This window comes from Acetobacter vaccinii, assembly GCF_008365315.1.
GTDB classification, from domain to species: domain Bacteria; phylum Pseudomonadota; class Alphaproteobacteria; order Acetobacterales; family Acetobacteraceae; genus Acetobacter; species Acetobacter vaccinii.
In genome coordinates this window covers 416,379-434,373 of the sequence record NZ_CP043506.1, presented here as the reverse complement: position 1 = coordinate 434,373, position 17,995 = coordinate 416,379, and the positions used below count along the sequence as shown (strand labels likewise).

Below are 17,995 nucleotides of genomic sequence, written 5' to 3'. Positions count from 1 at the left end.
GGCACAGGTGCGCGGGGTCGGGCAGGGCGGGCGGTATCACTTTCTTGGCCTGTCAGAAGAAAGCAGCGTCTTTATGAACAGTACAACACCCCTTGCCGTTGGCGAACACCGGCATGCCCGTTTTGCCGAAGGGCTGGAACTGGACTGTGGTGTCACACTGGCGCCGGTGGATGTGGCCTATTGCACCTATGGCCAGCTTTCCGAACGGTGTGACAATGCGATCCTGCTCTGCCACGCTTTTACGGGCGACCAGTATGTGGCGGAAAAACACCCGCTGACAGGCAAGCCCGGCTGGTGGGAACGTATGGTCGGGCCGGGAAAGCCGATTGATACTGACAGATTTTTTGTCATCTGCTCCAACGTGCTGGGTGGCTGCATGGGCAGCACAGGCCCGCGCTCTGTCCGTGAGGACGCACAGGCCCATGGGCAGGATCCGTGGGGCACCGACTTCCCCCCTATTACTATCCGCGACATGGTGCGTGCGCAGTACAAACTGGTGCGCAGCCTTGGGATCGACCGCCTGTTTGCTGTTGTCGGCGGGTCCATGGGGGGCATGCAGGTGCTGGAATGGACCGTGACATACCCGCACATGATGCTGGCAGCCATGCCCATTGCCACGGCCCCATTCCATTCTGCTCAGAACATCGCGTTTAACGAGGTCGGGCGCCAGGCCATTATCGCCGATCCGGACTGGCATGCAGGCTGTTACTGGCGTGAAGGGGTTGTGCCTGCGCGCGGTCTGGCTGTTGCACGCATGATGGCGCACATCACCTATCTTTCGGAAGAGGCGCTGACCCGCAAGTTCGGCCGTCGGGTGCGGCAGGGGCCAGCGGGTGCTCCAAGGCCGGAAGGTCCGGTTTCCCTGTTTGGTGATATTTTTGAGGTGGAATCCTACTTGCGTTATCAGGGTTCCAGCTTTGTGCGGCGGTTTGATGCCAACTCCTACCTTAGCATCACGCGGGCGATGGACTGGTTTGATATTGCCGCCGACCATGAAGGCGAACTGACAGCAGCCTTTGCAGGCACGCCGGTGCGCTTCTGTGTGGTTTCTTTTTCGTCAGACTGGCTGTTCCCGACGTCCACCTCCCGGGCATTGGTGCGTGCGCTTAACCAGGCCGCGGCAAATGTCTCCTTTGTGGAAATCGAGACAGACAAGGGCCACGATGCCTTTTTGCTGGATGAACCCGATTTTGACAGAACAGTACGGGGTTTCCTGTGCGGGGTAGCTGAACATGCGGGACTGCACTAATGCGCCTTGACCAGAAGCTGATTGCTGAAATGATCGAACCTGGCACCCGTGTGCTGGATATTGGCAGTGGCGATGGCGCGCTGATTGACCATCTTTTCCGCCACCGGGGGTGTGATGCCCGTGGGATCGAGCTGAACATGAAGCTGGTCACGCGCTCGGTCGCGCATGGCCTGCCCGTGATGCATGGGGATGCTGACCACGATCTGGCGCATTATCCCGACCATGCCTTTGACTACGTGGTCCTCCAGCGGACTCTTCAGGCCGTGGAACACCCGCGTGAAGTGCTGCGCCAGATGCTGCGTATCGGGCGGCACGCCATTGTGTCCTTCCCTAATTTCGGGCACTGGCAGTTGCGGCTGAAACTGCTGCTGAATGGCCGCATGCCCATGACAGCGGTGTGGCATACGCCGTGGTACGAAACGCCCAATATCCACCCCTGCACAATCCGTGACTTTCTCGAACTCTGTCGCCAGGATGGCTATATTGTTGAAAAATGGATGGCCGTGGATGAAGAGGGCGAGCGCGCGCCGTGGCGGCGTTCCATTCGGCTTGCCAATCTGTTTGGGGAGCAGGCGCTGTTCCTGCTACGGCGTCGAGACACCTGAGAAGTATAAATTTTTTGTAAAGTTAGAAGCGTAAAAAGTGCCGTCGGGTGCAGCCTGCGTCCCTCTGGCCGTAGGTTGGCTGTGCCGAAAGCCGTTTATATTTATAGAAAGAATGCCAATCCAATCCACGGTTAAAACATTTTTTGCATGAGTATGCGGGCTCTGTGAGGCTGTTTTTCCACTTGGATATTTGTGGACCAATATGGTCCTGAAGGCTTGCCGACTGTGGGAAGCCTCCTTATATAGAAAAACACAGACAGCGAAGGCGTTTTATAACCTTTCGAAAACTACTGTCTTGTACCGCAGTATGTCGGAAATGACACGTCCCTTTCATTGCTAATGGAACAAGTCGCCCGGTGTGCGGTCGTTGTGACTATATGGTGCATAACTGAAAAAGTGGCTGTGTCTCATTTTCAGGCTGCACAAAAAGGTTGGCCTTGATGACTACTTTTTCGGATCTGAAACTTGCCGAGCCCCTGCTGAAGGCTCTGACCGAGCAGGGTTATGACACACCTACCCCCATTCAGGCAGGGTCTATTCCCCATCTGCTTGAAGGGCGGGATCTGCTTGGCCTTGCCCAGACAGGCACAGGCAAGACCGCGTCTTTCGCGCTGCCCATTCTGGAACATCTGATTAAAAACCCCCGTGCGGCAGGCCCCAAGCAGGCCCGTGTGCTGGTGCTGGCCCCAACGCGTGAACTGGTTGCCCAGATCAGCGACAGCTTCAAGGCATATGCCCGCCACATGCGCTTTACCCAGGCCGTCGTGTTCGGTGGCGTGGGGCAGGGCCGTCAGGTCGAAGCCATGCGTCGTGGCGTTGACGTGCTGGTTGCAGCCCCCGGCCGTCTGCTGGACCTGATCGGGCAGGGCTATATTGACCTGTCCGCGTTGGAAATTCTGGTACTGGATGAAGCTGATCGCATGCTGGACATGGGGTTTGTGCGCGATATCCGCCGGATCATGACCTTTGTGCCCCCGCAGCGCCAGACTGTGCTGTTCTCGGCGACCATGCCGCGGAGCATTGAGGAACTGGCAGCTTCTTTGCTCAATGACCCAGCTCGGGTTGAGGTTGCGCCGCCCTCCAGCACGGTTGACCGCATCCAGCAGGCCATCATGTTTGTCAACGGAGCCTCCGACAAGCGGGACGCGTTGCTGACCATGGTGGAATCCGACAAGGTCGTGCGGGCTGTTGTGTTTACCCTCATGAAGCATGAAGCCAACAAGGTTGCGGAGTTCCTGAACCGTAACAGCGTTGTGGCCGAAGCGATCCATGGCAACAAGTCTCAGGGTGCGCGTGAGCGCGCTATGCGTGGCTTCCGCTCCGGTGCGGTCAAGGTGCTGGTTGCGACCGACATTGCCGCCCGTGGGATTGACGTTGATGATGTCAGCCATGTTTTCAACTATGACCTGCCGAACGTGCCGGAAAGCTACGTCCACCGCATTGGCCGTACGGCGCGTGCCGGACGTGATGGTTGGGCGGTCTCCTTCTGCGATGCCGAGCAGCGGGCATGGCTGAAGGATATTGAGCAGACAATCGGCAAGTCCATTCCCGTGGTGCGTGACCACCCTTGGCATTCTGAGGAAGCTGAGTTTTCAACCCAGCGTCCGCCTGTTCTGGGTGGTGGTGGCCGTGGCCGTGGTGGCCAGCGTCCAGGTGGCGGCGGCGGTGGCCGTGGTGCTCCGCGCGGTGGTCAGGGTGGCGCACCGCGTCGCCATGGGCACCGGGCTGCAACGCCTGCCTGAGGGCGCAAGCTCTTGGTTTCAAAGCCGCAGCACACTGTGTTGCGGCTTTTTTTATGGGGTTTTGGTTGGAATGTTCAGGGTAATGGAGACGGGGCAGTGGTCGCTCAAGACGGGGCTCTCCCCCTGTGGAATGAGCATGACGTGCAAAGAGCCTGCTTCCTTCCAGCCCATAGCCGCCCCGCCGAGTAGAATGTGGTCAATAAAATAGCCTCCTCCCTGGCAGGGGCTGGCAGTGTGTGCGGTGGTCAGGTCCAGCGGGGCTGCCTGGGTCAGGGTTAGAAACAGAGGGTCCTGAGGGGTCATGCGGCGGTTGAAGTCACCCATGATTGCAAAGGCGCTCCCTTCCGCTGCTCTGGCGCTGATCCAGCGTTTGAGAACATCAAACTGCTGTAACAGGGTCGGGCATGCATGGTGGCGCTCAGCCGGTGGGTTGTCCCAACAGCCGGTTTTAAGGTGGACGATCAAAAGCCGCAGTTCCGTGCCGTTTACAAACAGACTGACATCCAGCCCGCTACGCAGGGCATGAACAGCCCCCGGCGGGTTTGTGTTTAAGGCTGTGATGTCCGGATTGCGGCGTAGTGCCAGCCCCTTGCGTACAACAAGGGCGGTGCGTTGGAGAATACTGTCGTCCGAGAATAGAAGCTGATAGCGGCTGGGTGGAAAAAGCCTGCCCAGAGTGGCGGGACTATCCACTTCCTGCATGCCGATAACATCAGCCTTCAGGCGCGCCGCATATTCGGCCATGGCGGCATAGTCCTGCGGGCCACGATAAGGGCGGTCGGCGGGGGCGGTGCTGGTTGTGGGGGATGTTTCATCCAGCAGCCATTCCACATTCCATGTGCTCAGGCGCAGCGGTGTGCTGGCGGCGCTGGTGGAGGCTGTAGGGAGAAAGAAAATAAGTGCCACAACCAGCAAACTGCGCTGGCTGTGGCGGGGTAAACCCTTAGGCGGGTTCTTTTTCCAGAGTCTTGATGATGTCGTTGACGGAAGTGCTTTTGCGGGTCTGTTCGTCCAGGATCGTAATTTCGCCGCTGCCGATGTCATAAAACCAGCCTTGCAGGAACAGCGTGCCAGAGGCAAGGCCAGCCGCCACAGCTGGGTGCGTACGCAGATGTGCAAGCTGGAGAATGACATTCTGCTCGGCCAGGCAACGCACGGTTGCCGGGCCAGCATCTTCCGCCTTGAGGGTGCTCAGGGCCGTTGCCCGTGCGGCTTCCGCATTACGCAGCCAGGAGCGCACGGTGGGCATGGAGTCCAGACCGGCTTTTTCGGGATCCAGCAGCGCCTTCATGGCCCCGCAGTCCGAATGACCGCAGACAATAATGGTCGAAACCCCAAGCCCCATGACGGCGTATTCCACAGCCGAGGACACACCACCCAGCATTTCCCCATAAGCGGGTACCAGGTTGCCGATGTTACGCAGAATGAACAGGTCGCCCGGCTCGGTCTGGGTGATCAGGTTCGGGTTAATGCGGCTGTCGGCGCAGGCAATGAACAATGCCTGCGGAGCCTGGCCGGTGGCAAGGTTGGCGAACAGCTTCTCTTTTGCCGGGAAAACTTCCGTATTGAAATGCTCGACCCCGCGCAGCAGGGTTAACAGGCTGCTTCGGGCTTCGGAACAAGTAGGCATCATCTAACTCCGGAAAGTTTTAGGGAGAATGGGGCAAATGATTGTGTCACGGTTGTCTTTTGGCAAGAGGCGCGGGATCGATCCGCACCGCTTGCGTAGAGATGTAACGTTTCTTTAGGGCTTAAGGTTTCAGGCTAGCGGGTCATCATCGTGTTCGCTCATCTGGTCGGCCGGGTGGCGGACCGGAGCGGGGTTCTGGCGTGGCCGTGCCGGGTCCATCTGCCTGCGTGTAAAATGCGCGCCTATGGTGGCCAGTTCTAGAAACTGGTCTGCCTGACGGCGCAGATCATCCCCGATCAGCAGGGGGGTGGATTTCATGGACGAGGCCACGGACACGCGCGTGCCCTGGCGCTGCACGGCCTCCACAACGCGGCGGAAATCGGAATCCCCGCTGAAGAGGATGGCGTGGTCGATATGGGGGGCCATTTCCAGCATATCGACGGCGATTTCGATATCCATGTTGCCTTTGACGCGGCGTTTGCCGGTAGAATCGATAAATTCGCGCGCAGGCTTGGTGACAAGGAAATAGCCATTATAGGACAGCCAGTCGGTCAATGGCTTGAGGGGGGAGTAATCTTCCGTATCCAATATGGCCGCATAATAATACGCTCGAACAACGTTGGTTCTAGCGGTAAAGAAATCGAGCAGTTTTTTATAATCAACATCAAAGCCGAGACTGCGTGATGTTGAGTAAAGGCTTGATCCATCAATAAAAAGGCAGACCTTTTCTTCTTTTCTGAGATTCATGATTTTCTGTCCTCTATGGATGATCGGATAATGTCGTCTTTTTGGGCATGCGTTAATGAAATGGCAATATTTGCGCCGAAGTTCCAAGATGCTGCGTTGACAGACAGTGGCGCGGGAGGGTGCTCCCCGGTAATGGCCAGGGGCGCGTGGGGGAGTGGCCCTTGTGGGTATCCCCCCTTCAGTCTTAGAGAGGAATGATGAACAAAGCCATAGGAAACTCCCGGCACGCCCTTGTCGCGGTGGGTGCCAACCTGCCCTACGGGGGGCAGAACGCCCGCGTAACCTGCGAGCAGGCGGTGGCGGCTTTGCAGGTCGTGCCTGGCCTGCGCGTGCTGGCTGTTTCGCACTGGTATGAAACCGCGCCGATGCCGCCATCCGGCCAGCCGCCGTATGTGAATGGCGTGGTGCTCTGTGACACGGAGCTTGATCCTTTCGAGCTGCTTGCTGCGCTGCAAACAATCGAAACGTCCTGCGGGCGTGTTCGTTCCGTCCCCAATGCGGCTCGAACGCTCGACCTGGACCTGATAGCCTGCGGGGATGAGTGCCTCCAGACACCCGATCTGGTGCTGCCCCACCCGCGCGCGCATGAGCGGGCCTTTGTGCTGCAACCCCTGCATGATGTCTGCCCAACATGGGTGCATCCGCGCCTTGGATATGGCATGGCGGACATGCTTGCCGCCGTGCAGGGGCAGGAAATTCAGCGCGCCGGGGAATAGTCCTTCCCTGTAAGGGGGCGATGCGGTATTATGACTGTTCTGTTTATTGTCTGTATTCGTTAAGCTGAACTGTCTGGAGGCTCATTTCCAATGGCCCGCGTCACCGTCGAAGACTGCGTAGAAAAGGTTCCCAACCGCTTTGAGCTGGTGGTGTATGCGGCACAGCGTGCCCGCAACATCTCCCGGGGTGAGGAACTGACCATTGATCGTGACAACGACAAGAACCCCGTTGTTGCCCTGCGCGAAATCGCGGACGAGACGGTTCAGATCAAGGCTCTGCGTAGCGATCTGATCCGTTCTCAGGCGCGTGAGCCCGAGCCCGAGCCGGTGGAAGAAGAAGTGCAGGATCTGGTCCCGACGGAACAGAATATCTTCGGCCTTCAGGAAGTCTCCGCCGAGGAGGAGGAAGCCGATGACGCACGCGCCATCGAGGCAGCCCTGACCGGTCGCGCCCGGCGGTAACAGCCGGATGGCGCATCCCGGCGGCGACACCCCAGTGTCTGAATCGTCTGGCCTCCGCGACGGGGGCGGTCGTTCCATGGTGTCGTCGCCCGCCCCGGATCAGGAGTCCGAGGGTAAAGGGGACATCTCCTGTGAGAAGCTGGTTGCCCGCTTTCTCACTTACGGGTCTCAGGACGATGAAGGCCTGATCCGTCGGGCCTTTGATGTTGCCTTCAAGGCCCATGCTGAGCAAAGCCGTGATAACGGCGACCCCTACATAACGCACCCGCTGGCCGTGGCCATGATTCTGGCCCGTTTCCGGCTGGATGCGCAGTCGATCTGCACCGCGCTGCTGCACGACACGATTGAGGACACAGGCGTTAGCCACGATGACCTCAAGCGCCAGTTTGGTGCGACTGTTGCCGATCTGGTCGATGGTGTGACCAAGCTGACCCGGCTGGAACTCCAGTCGGACCGCACCAAGCAGGCCGAAAATTTCCGCAAGCTCGTGCTGGCCATGTCCAAGGACATTCGCGTCCTGCTGGTCAAACTGGCCGACCGCCTGCACAACATGCGCACCCTGCATTTTGTCGAACGTACCGACCGTAGGCAGCGCATTGCGCGTGAAACACTGGATATTTACGCCCCCCTTGCCGAACGTATCGGCATGGACCGGGTGAAGACCGAACTGCAAAACCTGTCCTTTGCCCAGCTTGAGCCCGAAGCCGACAGCACCATTCGTACACGCCTGAATTACCTGCGGGGGCAGGGGGCGGACGTGATCGAGGATGTGCGGTGTGAACTGCTGCGCCTGTGCCATGAGGCCGGGCTGAAGGACGTGCAGGTTTCAGGGCGGGAAAAATCGCCCTACTCAATCTGGGAAAAAATGCAGCGCCGGAATGTGGCGTTTGAGCAGTTGTCCGACATCATGGCCTTCCGTGTCGTGGTGGACACGCGGGAGAGCTGTTACGCGGCCCTGGGTGCTGTGCATGCGGCGTACCCGATGATTGCAGGGCGGTTTAAGGATTACATCTCCACCCCCAAGGCCAACGGCTATCAAAGCCTGCACACAGGGGTCACGCTCCGGTCGCCCCGCAACCAGAAGATTGAGGTGCAGATCCGCACACGCCCCATGCATGACGTGGCGGAAAACGGCGTGGCTGCACACTGGGCCTACAAGGAAGGCACCGGCGTGCAGGAAGGTGGCTATGGCGGGCTGCGCCGCCCCCGCTGGGTGCAGGACCTGCTGGAAATTCTTGAAGCCTCTTCCGCACCGGATGAGTTCCTCGAAAATACCAAACTGGAACTCTATCAGGATCAGGTTTTCTGCTTCACCCCCAAAGGCCAGCTGATCTCGTTGCCGCGGGGCGCTACTCCGGTTGATTTTGCCTACGCGGTGCATAGCCAGATTGGTGACACCTGCGTCGGGGCCAAAATCAATGGCCGTCTGATGCCCCTGCGGCATGAGCTGGAAAACGGCGACCAGGTCGAAATTATGACCGCGCGCGGTGGCGCACCGTCGCCATCGTGGGAGCGTTTTGTTGTTACCGGCAAGGCGCGCGCCCGTATCCGGCGTTACGTCACGCAGCAGCAGCGCCAGGCCGCGCTGGACAGTGGCCGTGTCGCCTTGGCCAAGGCCTTCCGCCAGGAAGGTGTGGATGGGGCGGAAAAGGTTATTGAAACCACGCTCAAGGCTCTCAAACAGAGTTCCCTGTCCGATCTGTATGTGGCGGTTGGCTCCAACGCTCTGACAGCGCGTGATGTTGTGCATGCGGCTTACCCCGAGCTACGGCGGGTGCAGCGTGTGCCCCGGATGTTGGCCGGGCTGCCGGGGGTGCTGGGTACCGCTGGGCCGCGCCTGCACGCAGGTGGTGGCAACGCTCTGGGGCGCAAGCCTTCAGCACGGGCTGTGCCGCTGGTGGGGCTGGGCTCAGGCGTTGCCGTGCATTACGCCGCCTGCTGTCACCCTTTGCCTGGCGACAGGATTGTCGGCGTTGTGGCGACGGGCAAAGGTGTGACCATTCACACCCGCAACTGTCAGACACTGGAAAGCTTTGCGGCAACGCCTGAGCGGTTTCTGGATGTTGACTGGGATTACGACGCCATGGCCCGTACGGGGGATGGGGGCGCTGTCCGTGTCGGGCGGATCAGTGTTGTGGCGGAAAACGATGCCTCGGTGCTGGCGGGTATTACCAACGCCATTTCCCGCTGCGACGCACCCATGGTCAATCTCAAGATCGTCAACCGACAGCTCGAATACATGGAAATCATTGTGGATGTAGAGGTGCGTGATTTGCGCCATCTGTCATCCGTTATCGCCGGGTTGCGGGCGGTTTCCGGTATTACGCAGGCTGACAGGGCGCGTTCGTGACCCTGCTCGCCACTGGGGTGGACCTGTGCGACATGCGGCGGATAGAGCGGGTCATGGAGCGTTTTGGCCCCCGCTTTGTCGATCGTGTTTTTACCCCGGGGGAACGCCGCTACGCCAATGCGCGTTCAGGTCAGGCCCGTATCGGTACCTATGCCAAGCGCTGGGCGGCCAAGGAGGCCTGTGCCAAGGCGCTGGGCACAGGGTTTGCCCAAGGGGTCACGCATAGCCAGATCGAGGTGGAGAACCTGGCGTCCGGCGCGCCGCAACTGCGGTTGACAGGTCAGGCCGCGCAGGTGCTGCAAGGCATGACACCGGCCGGTTGTGTGGCCCAGGTGCTGCTAAGCCTGACGGACGAGGTGCCGTATGCGTTCGCGCAGGTGTTTATCTCGGCCCGTCCGGGTTGACATCATACCGCCCGCACGGCTTGATCCCGCGGGTTTTCATTTTCCGGAACAGTAGCGGGCGAGGCGCAGGCATGAATACAGTGGACCATATTCCCGCAGGAGCAGGGCGCCCCGCCTCCGCAGGGCAAACAGCACTGGAGTATCTGCGGACACTGGTTTCTGTCGTGCTCGTGGTTGTTGTGGTGCGGACATTCCTGTTTGAATCGTTCGTCATTCCTTCAGGCTCCATGATCCCGACCTTGCAGGTGGGGGACTATATCTGGGTCTCCAAATACACCTACGGCTACTCCCGCTATTCCTTCCCGTTCTCGCCCGACCTGTTTTCAGGGCGGATCTGGGGCGCTCAGCCGCACCGGGGTGATGTCGTGGTGTTCCGTTTTACCAAGGATACCTCGGTCGATTACGTCAAACGCATTATTGGCCTGCCTGGGGACCATGTTCAGGTCACCAATGGCCACCTGTACCTCAACGGTCAGGCTGTGCCCTGCGTGGATGCTCACCCCTATGTTGCGCGGGATGAAAGCCATATGGATATGGAGGGGGAAGCCTGCACCGAGGAGCTGCCCGGCAGTGACGGAGCAGCGACTGTGCGGCATGAAATCTTGAAGCTGACCGACGATGGCGCGCAGAATAACACCCCTGAATATGTGGTGCCGCCCGGGCATTTCTTTGCAATGGGCGATAACCGGGACGACAGCGCGGACAGCCGCTTCATGGGGGATGGCCCCAAGGACCTCGGGTTTGTGCCGTTTGAAAACCTTGTAGGTAAAGCGCAGCGGATTTTCTTTTCCATCGCGGATGAGCATCCTGGCTGGCAGGTCTGGTACTGGCCTGCGGAAATCCGCTGGCCCCGCCTGCTGCGGAGCGTGCAGTGAGCATGGAAACACCCTCCGCCAGCGTTGTCGCCCTGCAGGAACGGCTTGGCTACACATTTACCACCCCGGCCTTGTTGCAGGAGGCACTGACCCATCGCTCCGCCGCGCACCAGCGTGCGGGGGCGCGCAAGCGGCACAAGGCCAAGGGTGTCGGGTCTAACGAGCGACTGGAGTTCATGGGTGACCGTGTGCTGGGGTTGCTGATGGCGGAATGGCTACTGGAACGCTATCCGGGCGAGCAGGAAGGTGCTCTGGGCTCCCGCCTGGCGCATCTGGTATCCCGCGCGACACTGGCGGTTATTGCCGAACAGCTAGGTCTGCCCGATGTGCTGGCTGTTGCCGCGCACGAGGCAAGGGCCGGGGTGCAGACCACCGCCAATGTGGTGTCGGATGCGCTGGAAGCTGTGCTGGGGGCTGTTTTTCTGGATGGCGGGCTTGATCCCGCCCGCAAGATCGTACGTGCCTTCTGGAAGGCGGTGCTGGACGCGCAGGCTCTGCCCCCCAAGGACCCCAAGACAGCCTTGCAGGAATGGGTGCTGGCCCGTGCGCTGGGTTTGCCAGCCTATGAAACAGTGGGAGCCGATGGCCCGTCCCACGCCCCCCTGTTTGTGGTGCGGGTAACTGCGGGTGGCCAGTCGGAAGAGGGACGTGCAGGCAACAAGCGCGCTGCCGAAAGCGCAGCGGCAGCGGCATTGCTGGGCAGACTGGATGGCAGCCCAAAAGGCTGAAGCACAAAGATCAGGACAGAGTTGACATGACACGTTGCGGTTTTGCAGCATTGGTGGGCGCCCCGAACGCGGGTAAATCCACTTTGCTGAACCAGATGGCAGGCGCCAAGCTTTCCATCGTTTCTCCCAAGGCGCAGACAACGCGCTTTCGGGTCCTGGGTATTCTCATGCGGGGGGAAAGCCAGATTCTGCTGGTTGACACCCCCGGTATTTTCAAGCCGCGCCGCAAGCTCGACAGGGCCATGGTCGCCGCTGCCTGGACCGGGGCGGAAGATGCCGACATCACCCTGCTGCTGGTGGATGCCCGCTCCGGGCTGACAGAGGCGGTGGAGGAAATCATTGCCCGTCTGGCACAGGCTGGCCGCAGGGTCTGGCTGGTGCTGAACAAGACTGACCTTGTTGCCGCAGGGGCGTTGCTGCCTCTGACGGTTGCTATTACGGAAAAGCTGACAGTGGAGCATGTCTTCATGGTCAGTGCCCGCACCGGCAACGGCGTGGGGGATCTGCTCGACCGTCTGGCGGCTACCCTGCCCGAGGGGCCGTATCTTTACCCCGAGGACGACCTGACCGATCTGCCCGACCGCCTGCTGGCGGCCGAACTGGTGCGTGAGCAGATTTTCATGCAGACGCATGAGGAAGTGCCCTACGGTGCCACGGCAGAAACCGAGAGCTACAAGGAGCGTCCCGACGGCTCCGTGCGGATTGATGTGACCATCTATGTCGCACGCGCAGGCCACAAGGCTATCCTGATCGGTAATGGTGGGCAGAAAATCCGTCAGATAGGCGAGCGTGCCCGCAAGCAGCTTGCCGGTTTGCTGGAACGGCCCTGCCATCTTTTCCTGAATGTTAAGGAACGCTCAGGCTGGGATGAGGAACGGGCCAGACTGCGCGCAATCGGCCTTGATGATGTGCCATGACACCCAGGCGGGCGTATGCCCGCTTGTGGCGCTGGGCCATGAAGGATAAGAGAGGGCAACCCTGCGGCGGCGCTTGCGCCCGGCAGGGTTTGGTACGGACTGCTTGCGTGATTGAGGGCCCATGACTGCTTCTGTCGGTGAAACGCCTAACCGTAAACGTGTTCTGCTCAAGGTGTCCGGGGAAGCCCTGATGGGTGACGGGGCCTTCGGGGTCGAGCAGAAGACGGTGCAACGCATTGCGCGCGATGTCAGCGAAGTGGTGCGTGGCGGTGTCGAGGTCTGCCTTGTTGTGGGCGGTGGTAATATTTTTCGCGGCCTGGCGGCAGCGGCCAAGGGCATGGACCGTGCCCAGGGTGACTATGCTGGCATGCTGGCCACGGTCATCAACGCCCTGCTGCTTCAGAACGCGCTGGAAGAGCAGGAAATCCCCACACGGGTGATGTCCGCTATCCACATGTCTTCCGTAGCGGAGCCCTATATCCGCCGTCGCGCCGTGCGGCATATGGAAAAAGGGCGCGTGGTCATTTTTGCTGCGGGCACAGGCAACCCCTTCTTTACGACCGATACGGCGGCTGCCCTGCGCGCGGCGGAAATGGAATGCGACATGCTGCTTAAAGGCACGCAGGTTGATGGTGTCTATTCCGCCGACCCCAAGCAGGATCCCTCGGCCACCCGCTATGATGAACTGACCTACATGACCGTGCTGGCCAACCAGCTGAACGTGATGGATGCGGCAGCAATCAGCCTTGCGCGTGAGAACAAGCTGCCCATCATCGTTTTCAATATCGGTGAAGAAGGGTCCTTCGGGCGCGTTATGCGCGGAGAAGGCCCCTATACCCGCATTATCGAAACTGCCTGATAAAGCCGGAGCCGCCCACGGGCGGCTTGCGGGGTGAGAACTGGAAACAGGGAAGGGGGCTGCCTTTCCTGACGAACGGGAGAAACCGCCATGTCTGACTTGAATGCTCTGCTGGATGATCTGAAACGCCGCATGGAAAGTGCGCTGGACAGCCTGCGCCGTGACTTCTCCGGCCTGCGTTCGGGTCGGGCCAGCCCGGCCCTGCTGGAGCCGGTGCGGGTGGAAGCATACGGCGGGGAAGTGCCGCTGACCCAGGTTGCCTCCATTGCCGTGCCTGAAGCCCGGATGATTACCGTGCAGGTATGGGACCGTGCTCTGGCTGGTGCGGTGGAACGTGCGATTCGTGATGCCGGGCTGGGCCTGAACCCCGCGTCCGAAGGGCAGAGCATCCGCGTGCCGATCCCGCAGTTGACGGAAGAACGCCGTAACGAGCTGGCCAAGGCCGCCGCCCGCTATGCGGAAGGGGCCAAGATAGCCGTACGTGGCGTGCGGCGCGACGGCATGGACAAGTCCAAGAGCTTTGAAAAGAAGGGCGATATCAGCCAGGACGACGTCAAGACATGGTCTGACGCCATCCAGAAGCTGACGGACCAGTATGTCAAAAAAATTGAAGACATGCTTGCCGAAAAAGACAAGGAAATCAAACAGGTCTGAGTATGTCCGGCCTGCTGCGCCTGAACCGGACGAATGGGTTTAGTCAACCAATGTCTCCTGATCTGGTCGGAAAGAAGGTAGCCGTTCCGGCGCATGTTGCCATTATCATGGATGGCAACGGGCGTTGGGCTGGCGCACGGGGCTTGCCACGCCTTGCGGGGCACCGTGCGGGGGCCGATGCAGTGGCCCGCTGCCTGCGGGCGGCCATGCAGCGGGGCGTGACGTATCTGACCCTGTATGCGTTTTCTTCCGAAAACTGGTCACGGGGACCGCAGGAGGTCGCAGACCTGACAGGTCTGCTGCGCTACTACCTGCGGCACAAGGTGCGTGAACTGCATGCAGAAGGTGTGCAGATCCGCTTTATCGGTGATCTGAGCCGGTTTGACGCAGGACTGCGTGCGGAACTGACGCGGGCCGAGGAGCTGACAGCGGGCAACAGCCGTCTGGTGTTGCTGCTGGCGCTGTCCTATGGCGGCCGGGGCGATATTGTGCAGGCCGTACAGCGCCTGGCACGCGCCAGCCGGGATGGCACCATCGACCCTGACCAGATTACCGAAGCCGATTTTGCAGCGCATTTGTGGACAGCCGGTATTCCAGACCCGGACGTGATCGTGCGTACCAGTGGGGAATGCAGGCTGTCCAATTTCCTGCTCTGGCAGAGTGCATACGCCGAACTGGTGTTTCTGGACGTTTTCTGGCCGGATTTTAACGAAGGACATTTTGCAACAGTGCTGGACCTGTATGCGCGGCGTGAGCGGCGCTTTGGAGCAAGGCCGGTGGCCTCGGCATGAGTGCTGATGGGCAGTCTGCCTGGCGTGACCTGCGCCCCCGTCTGATTTCCGCCGTCGTGCTGATCAGCGTGGCGGCTGTGTGCATTGGTGCCGGGGGGCTGCCTTATGCTGCTCTGGTGCTTGCCGCCATGGGGGGTATGGCGTCCGAGGCCGCAACCCTGTTCGACCTGTCGCTGCGTCGCTGGCGGGGTGTTCTGTATTGCCTGTGGGGCGTGTGTGCCGGTCTGTCGGCTGCCAGCGGCCATTGGGCGTATTTTCCTGCATTCTGTTTCAGCGCCTTTGTATTTGGCCCGGCCTTATGGGCCATCATGTGCGTGATCGTGCTGGCGGGCACTGCCTTGCTGTGGCTGCATCAGACCGGGGCATGGCCCGTTGTGTTTGTGGTGGCTGTTGTCGTGGCCTCCGACAGTGCTGCCTATGTGACGGGGCGGCTGGTGGGTGGGCCTAAGCTTGCTCCTCGTATTTCTCCGGGCAAAACGCGCTCTGGCGCTGTTGGTGGCCTTTTGGGCGCTATGCTGGCAGGGCTGGGTGTTGCTGCTCTGTCGGGGCTAGGGGGGCTGTCTGGTGCAGCCCTGTGGGCCATGGTGCTGGGTGTTGCTTCCCAGTCCGGCGATCTGGCCGAAAGTGCGATGAAGCGCGCCTTGGGTGTGAAGGATTCCGGCACTCTGCTGCCTGGGCATGGTGGCTTGCTTGACCGTTTTGACGGGCTTGTGGTGGCGGCCCCTGTGGCTGCGGCCCTGTCCATATGTGCCGTAGCGGGGCAGCCTTTCTGGGCGATCAGCCTGGGCGACATTGTCTCTTCTCTGGTCAGGGTGTTGCCCGGCTAGTGTTTCTGGCGCAGGCTCGGGGCCATTCCGGCTGGCGCATTCTTGTTTTGCGGGTGTGAAAATAAAGACCATGAGAACCGTAACCGTTCTGGGAAGTACCGGCAGTATCGGCTGCTCGACCGTGGATCTGCTGGAACAGGCGCGTGACCAGTATCGGGTGCGTGCGCTGGTGGGTGGCACCAATGCAACCCGTCTGGCGGAGCAGGCCCGCAGCCTCAAGGCCGAACTGGCCGTGCTGGCTGATGAAAGTGCGGAGGCGGAATTACGCACCTTGCTGGCAGGCACCGGGATTGAGGTTGCAGGTGGCCGACAGGCGGTTATCGACGCCGCTGCCCTGCCAGCGGACTGGACCATGGCCGCCATTACCGGGGCTGCGGGGCTTGAGCCTACGCTGGCGTCGGTGCGGAATGGTGGCAGCATTGCCCTGGCTAACAAGGAAGCCCTTGTCTGTGCGGGTGATGTCATGCTGCGGGCTGTGCAGGAGGCCGGAGCAACCCTGTTGCCGGTTGATTCCGAACATAACGCGGTTTTCCAGGCCATGGCGGACCGGCAGGCGGATCAGGTTGCCAAAATTATTCTAACCGCATCGGGCGGCCCTTTCCGCAATGCTTCGCTGGAGGCCATGCGTGCGGCTACTCCGGCGCAGGCGCTCAAGCACCCGACATGGAGCATGGGGGCCAAGATCAGCATCGATTCCGCCACCATGTTCAATAAAGGGCTGGAAGTGATCGAGGCCGCACGGATTTTCGGTCTGACGGAAGACCGTATTGACGTGCTGGTGCACCCGCAGTCCGTTGTGCATGGGCTTGTGCAGTACACGGACGGCAGCCTGATTGCCCAGATGGGTTCGGCAGATATGCGTATTCCCATCGCGCACGCCTTGGCCTGGCCGCGCCGTATGGCGACGACATCGTCCCAGTTGGATCTGGCGGCGTTTGGCACGCTGGAATTTACGGCACCCGACATGGTGCGTTTTCCGGCCCTGCGCCTTGCCCGTCAGGCGCTGCGGGACGGGGGGGCTGCCCCTGCCATTCTGTCTGCTGCCAATGAAATCGCGGTTGAGGCTTTCCTGAAGGAACAGATCGGCTTTCTGGACATTGCGCGGCTGGTGGAAGATGTAATGACCGCTCTGGGTGCCCAGACGGCGGATACGCTGGACGCTGTGCTGCATTGGGATGCCCAGGCCCGCCGCGTTGCGCGGGAGCAGATTTCCACCTGCGTCGCTTGAGAAACACAGCCCTCGGCCCGATATCGGAAGAATGATGATACACGATTATCTGCGGACACTCATCTCCTTCGCCTTCGTGCTGGGGGTTCTCGTTACCATCCATGAACTGGGGCATTATCTGGCAGCGCGCTGGCGTGGCGTGCATGTGGATGTGTTTTCCATAGGGTTTGGCCCGGCCCTCTTCAAATGGCGGGACCGGGTAGGCACGGAATGGCGCGTGTGCGCCGTGCCGCTGGGCGGCTATGTCCGCCCCCATGGCTTTGAAGACCCGGAGGATGCGACCGAGGAGCAGAAGGCCTCCTGGATCAAGGGGCGCACCTTCCACGACAAGCCCGTGGGTTCCAGAGCTATTGTTATTCTGGCAGGCCCTGTCTTTAACTTCATTCTTGCCTTTGCGCTTTTTACACTGCTGTTTGCCACAGCGGGAGAGCCGCATGTGCGTGATGAGGTAGCCGCCGTCATGCCCGGCAGTGCCGCAGCGCAGGCGGGTGTGCTGCCGGGGGATATCATCCGACGGATTGGCCCGCATGATGTGGCAACGGTTGAAGGCCTGTTGGATGATCTGGCAGGGCAGGCCGGTGCCAAGACGACGCTGACGGTCGAGCGGGGCGGTCAGGCTGTGGTGTTGCCTGTCACCCTCGGGGCTGCGGCGGATTCGGACACCCATGCCCACCGGGGGCAGCTTGGCGTTACATTTGCTGTGGAGGCCGCCCGTCCGCTGTCCCTGCCCAAGGCGGTGGTGGCAGGGGGCAAGGCCACATGGCACGCTACAACACAGACCCTGGCCGGGGTGTGGCAGATTGTCAGTGGCCAGCATTCCGCCCGCGATCTGGGCGGGCCTCTCAAGATCGCCCAGCTGTCCGGGCAGGTTGCGCAGTATGGTTTTGCCAGCCTGCTGTCCTTCATGGCGCTGCTGTCGGTTAATCTTGGTCTGATCAATCTCTTCCCTGTTCCGCTTCTTGATGGTGGACGTCTGGTTTTTTATGCCATAGAGGCAATAAGAGGACGTCCGGTTTCAAAGCGGGTGCAGGAGGTCAGTTTCCAGGCTGGTTTTGCAGTTCTGGCTGGGCTTTTTCTGTTCTCGACATTCAATGATCTGTCCGGTTTTGGCCTGTTCAAATGGATTGCTGCACTGGCAGGTTGAAAACTGACTGCGGCAGAAGGGGAAGAGCTTGCGTGACAAGGGTAATTTCGGATACGTCCCTTGCGGG

Annotated in this window: 19 protein-coding genes; 16 read left to right on the top strand and 3 right to left on the bottom strand. The window is 60.4% G+C overall.

What is annotated here, in order from left to right:
• Window positions 1–73 precede the first annotated feature (73 nt).
• The 3 genes from metX to FLP30_RS01915 all read left to right on the top strand — a co-directional run bounded on the left by metX (window position 74) and on the right by FLP30_RS01915 (window position 3,596).
• On the top strand, window positions 74–1,249 hold the full coding sequence (metX, locus tag FLP30_RS01925; RefSeq protein ID WP_149278101.1) for a homoserine O-acetyltransferase MetX: 1,176 nt from the start codon (window positions 74–76) through the stop codon (window positions 1,247–1,249).
• Window positions 1,249–1,854 (top strand): methionine biosynthesis protein MetW, encoded by a 606-nt coding sequence (gene metW, locus FLP30_RS01920; RefSeq protein ID WP_149278100.1) that lies wholly within the window; start codon window positions 1,249–1,251, stop codon window positions 1,852–1,854. Before metX ends, metW begins: the two co-directional genes overlap by 1 nt.
• A gap of 440 nt (window positions 1,855–2,294) precedes the next feature.
• Complete coding sequence (locus FLP30_RS01915; protein ID WP_149278099.1) at window positions 2,295–3,596, top strand: DEAD/DEAH box helicase; 1,302 nt, start codon at window positions 2,295–2,297, stop codon at window positions 3,594–3,596.
• A gap of 51 nt (window positions 3,597–3,647) precedes the next feature.
• Here the strand turns inward: FLP30_RS01915 and FLP30_RS01910 are convergent, their stop codons facing one another.
• The 3 genes from FLP30_RS01910 to FLP30_RS01900 all read right to left on the bottom strand — a co-directional run bounded on the left by FLP30_RS01910 (window position 3,648) and on the right by FLP30_RS01900 (window position 5,973).
• On the bottom strand, window positions 3,648–4,502 hold the full coding sequence (locus FLP30_RS01910) for an endonuclease/exonuclease/phosphatase family protein (protein ID WP_246856558.1): 855 nt from the start codon (window positions 4,500–4,502) through the stop codon (window positions 3,648–3,650).
• A gap of 37 nt (window positions 4,503–4,539) precedes the next feature.
• Entirely contained in the window at window positions 4,540–5,226 is a 687-nt protein-coding gene (locus FLP30_RS01905; RefSeq protein ID WP_149280163.1) for a carbonic anhydrase, read from the bottom strand.
• Window positions 5,227–5,355: 129 nt separating this feature from the next.
• On the bottom strand, window positions 5,356–5,973 hold the full coding sequence (locus FLP30_RS01900) for a LabA-like NYN domain-containing protein (protein ID WP_149278097.1): 618 nt from the start codon (window positions 5,971–5,973) through the stop codon (window positions 5,356–5,358).
• Window positions 5,974–6,167: 194 nt separating this feature from the next.
• Between FLP30_RS01900 and folK the strand changes: the two genes are divergently transcribed.
• From folK to FLP30_RS01835, 13 genes are all read left to right on the top strand, one after another.
• On the top strand, window positions 6,168–6,689 hold the full coding sequence (gene folK, locus FLP30_RS01895; protein WP_246856557.1) for a 2-amino-4-hydroxy-6-hydroxymethyldihydropteridine diphosphokinase: 522 nt from the start codon (window positions 6,168–6,170) through the stop codon (window positions 6,687–6,689).
• A 90-nt stretch (window positions 6,690–6,779) separates the two neighbouring features.
• Window positions 6,780–7,151: a DNA-directed RNA polymerase subunit omega gene (gene rpoZ / locus FLP30_RS01890; protein ID WP_149278096.1), complete on the top strand. Its 372-nt coding sequence runs from the start codon at window positions 6,780–6,782 to the stop codon at window positions 7,149–7,151.
• Between the two features lie 76 nt (window positions 7,152–7,227).
• Complete coding sequence (locus FLP30_RS01885; protein ID WP_149278095.1) at window positions 7,228–9,501, top strand: RelA/SpoT family protein; 2,274 nt, start codon at window positions 7,228–7,230, stop codon at window positions 9,499–9,501.
• Window positions 9,498–9,905, top strand: a complete 408-nt coding sequence (acpS, locus tag FLP30_RS01880) for a holo-ACP synthase (protein ID WP_149278094.1) — start codon at window positions 9,498–9,500, stop codon at window positions 9,903–9,905. Before FLP30_RS01885 ends, acpS begins: the two co-directional genes overlap by 4 nt.
• A 71-nt stretch (window positions 9,906–9,976) precedes the next feature.
• Entirely contained in the window at window positions 9,977–10,780 is an 804-nt protein-coding gene (gene lepB, locus FLP30_RS01875; RefSeq protein WP_149278093.1) for a signal peptidase I, read from the top strand.
• Between the two features lie 2 nt (window positions 10,781–10,782).
• A complete protein-coding gene (rnc, locus tag FLP30_RS01870) occupies window positions 10,783–11,508 on the top strand; it encodes a ribonuclease III (protein WP_149278092.1) in 726 nt (241 codons plus the stop codon).
• A gap of 26 nt (window positions 11,509–11,534) precedes the next feature.
• Window positions 11,535–12,425: a GTPase Era gene (gene era / locus FLP30_RS01865; RefSeq protein ID WP_149278091.1), complete on the top strand. Its 891-nt coding sequence runs from the start codon at window positions 11,535–11,537 to the stop codon at window positions 12,423–12,425.
• A 121-nt stretch (window positions 12,426–12,546) separates the two neighbouring features.
• Window positions 12,547–13,284, top strand: coding sequence for a UMP kinase (pyrH, locus tag FLP30_RS01860; protein WP_149278090.1), 738 nt, complete (start codon window positions 12,547–12,549; stop codon window positions 13,282–13,284).
• Window positions 13,285–13,374: 90 nt separating this feature from the next.
• Window positions 13,375–13,938: a ribosome recycling factor gene (gene frr / locus FLP30_RS01855; RefSeq protein WP_149278089.1), complete on the top strand. Its 564-nt coding sequence runs from the start codon at window positions 13,375–13,377 to the stop codon at window positions 13,936–13,938.
• 50 nt (window positions 13,939–13,988) lie between these two features.
• Complete coding sequence (gene uppS / locus FLP30_RS01850) at window positions 13,989–14,729, top strand: polyprenyl diphosphate synthase (RefSeq protein WP_149278088.1); 741 nt, start codon at window positions 13,989–13,991, stop codon at window positions 14,727–14,729.
• Complete coding sequence (locus FLP30_RS01845) at window positions 14,726–15,556, top strand: phosphatidate cytidylyltransferase (protein WP_149278087.1); 831 nt, start codon at window positions 14,726–14,728, stop codon at window positions 15,554–15,556. Before uppS ends, FLP30_RS01845 begins: the two co-directional genes overlap by 4 nt.
• A 70-nt stretch (window positions 15,557–15,626) precedes the next feature.
• Complete coding sequence (gene dxr, locus FLP30_RS01840) at window positions 15,627–16,784, top strand: 1-deoxy-D-xylulose-5-phosphate reductoisomerase (protein WP_149278086.1); 1,158 nt, start codon at window positions 15,627–15,629, stop codon at window positions 16,782–16,784.
• A gap of 31 nt (window positions 16,785–16,815) precedes the next feature.
• Entirely contained in the window at window positions 16,816–17,928 is a 1,113-nt protein-coding gene (locus FLP30_RS01835) for a M50 family metallopeptidase (RefSeq protein WP_149278085.1), read from the top strand.
• The last annotated feature ends 67 nt before the right edge of the window (window positions 17,929–17,995 follow it).

What these genes read in the sequence shown, in the direction of transcription:
- metX (WP_149278101.1), top strand. Translation starts at nt 74, where the DNA reads ATGAACAGTACAACACCCCTTGCCGTTGGCGAACACCGGCATGCCCGT.
- metW (WP_149278100.1), top strand. Translation starts at nt 1,249, where the DNA reads ATGCGCCTTGACCAGAAGCTGATTGCTGAAATGATCGAACCTGGCACC.
- FLP30_RS01915 (WP_149278099.1), top strand. Translation starts at nt 2,295, where the DNA reads ATGACTACTTTTTCGGATCTGAAACTTGCCGAGCCCCTGCTGAAGGCT.
- FLP30_RS01905 (WP_149280163.1), bottom strand. Translation starts at nt 5,226, where the DNA reads ATGCCTACTTGTTCCGAAGCCCGAAGCAGCCTGTTAACCCTGCTGCGC.
- FLP30_RS01900 (WP_149278097.1), bottom strand. Translation starts at nt 5,973, where the DNA reads ATGAATCTCAGAAAAGAAGAAAAGGTCTGCCTTTTTATTGATGGATCA.
- folK (WP_246856557.1), top strand. Translation starts at nt 6,168, where the DNA reads ATGATGAACAAAGCCATAGGAAACTCCCGGCACGCCCTTGTCGCGGTG.
- rpoZ (WP_149278096.1), top strand. Translation starts at nt 6,780, where the DNA reads ATGGCCCGCGTCACCGTCGAAGACTGCGTAGAAAAGGTTCCCAACCGC.
- FLP30_RS01885 (WP_149278095.1), top strand. Translation starts at nt 7,228, where the DNA reads ATGGTGTCGTCGCCCGCCCCGGATCAGGAGTCCGAGGGTAAAGGGGAC.
- lepB (WP_149278093.1), top strand. Translation starts at nt 9,977, where the DNA reads ATGAATACAGTGGACCATATTCCCGCAGGAGCAGGGCGCCCCGCCTCC.
- rnc (WP_149278092.1), top strand. Translation starts at nt 10,783, where the DNA reads ATGGAAACACCCTCCGCCAGCGTTGTCGCCCTGCAGGAACGGCTTGGC.
- era (WP_149278091.1), top strand. Translation starts at nt 11,535, where the DNA reads ATGACACGTTGCGGTTTTGCAGCATTGGTGGGCGCCCCGAACGCGGGT.
- pyrH (WP_149278090.1), top strand. Translation starts at nt 12,547, where the DNA reads ATGACTGCTTCTGTCGGTGAAACGCCTAACCGTAAACGTGTTCTGCTC.
- frr (WP_149278089.1), top strand. Translation starts at nt 13,375, where the DNA reads ATGTCTGACTTGAATGCTCTGCTGGATGATCTGAAACGCCGCATGGAA.
- uppS (WP_149278088.1), top strand. Translation starts at nt 13,989, where the DNA reads ATGTCTCCTGATCTGGTCGGAAAGAAGGTAGCCGTTCCGGCGCATGTT.
- FLP30_RS01845 (WP_149278087.1), top strand. Translation starts at nt 14,726, where the DNA reads ATGAGTGCTGATGGGCAGTCTGCCTGGCGTGACCTGCGCCCCCGTCTG.
- dxr (WP_149278086.1), top strand. Translation starts at nt 15,627, where the DNA reads ATGAGAACCGTAACCGTTCTGGGAAGTACCGGCAGTATCGGCTGCTCG.
- FLP30_RS01835 (WP_149278085.1), top strand. Translation starts at nt 16,816, where the DNA reads ATGATGATACACGATTATCTGCGGACACTCATCTCCTTCGCCTTCGTG.